The 255-nt window shown below is 41.2% G+C and carries 1 protein-coding gene; it reads left to right on the top strand.

Features of this window, described 5'->3' with window-relative positions; translation table 11 throughout:
* Window positions 1-255: MSCRAMM family adhesin SdrC (locus BZZ03_RS12120; RefSeq protein WP_233129008.1), on the top strand; the 255-nt coding region annotated here is incomplete at both ends.

The raw sequence follows: 255 nt of genomic DNA, 5'->3' as shown, positions 1-255 counted from the left end.
ATGTGCTCATTGATTCTGATTTTGAATCGGACATTGATGTCGATGCACTGTCCGATGTGCTCATTGATTCTGATTTTGAATCAGACGCTGAATTTGATGCGCTATCCGAGGTACTTGTGGATTCACTGGATGCACTGTCTGATGTGCTCATTGATTCTGATTTTGAATCGGACATTGATGTTGATGCACTGTCCGATGTACTTGTAGAATCACTCATTGATTCTGATTTTGAATCAGATGCTGAGTTTGATGCGC

Source organism: Lactococcus petauri (assembly GCF_002154895.1).
GTDB classification, from domain to species: Bacteria; Bacillota; Bacilli; order Lactobacillales; family Streptococcaceae; genus Lactococcus; species Lactococcus petauri.
Note: the sequence above shows the minus strand (reverse complement) of the source record. Positions and strands in the feature narration are given on the sequence as shown.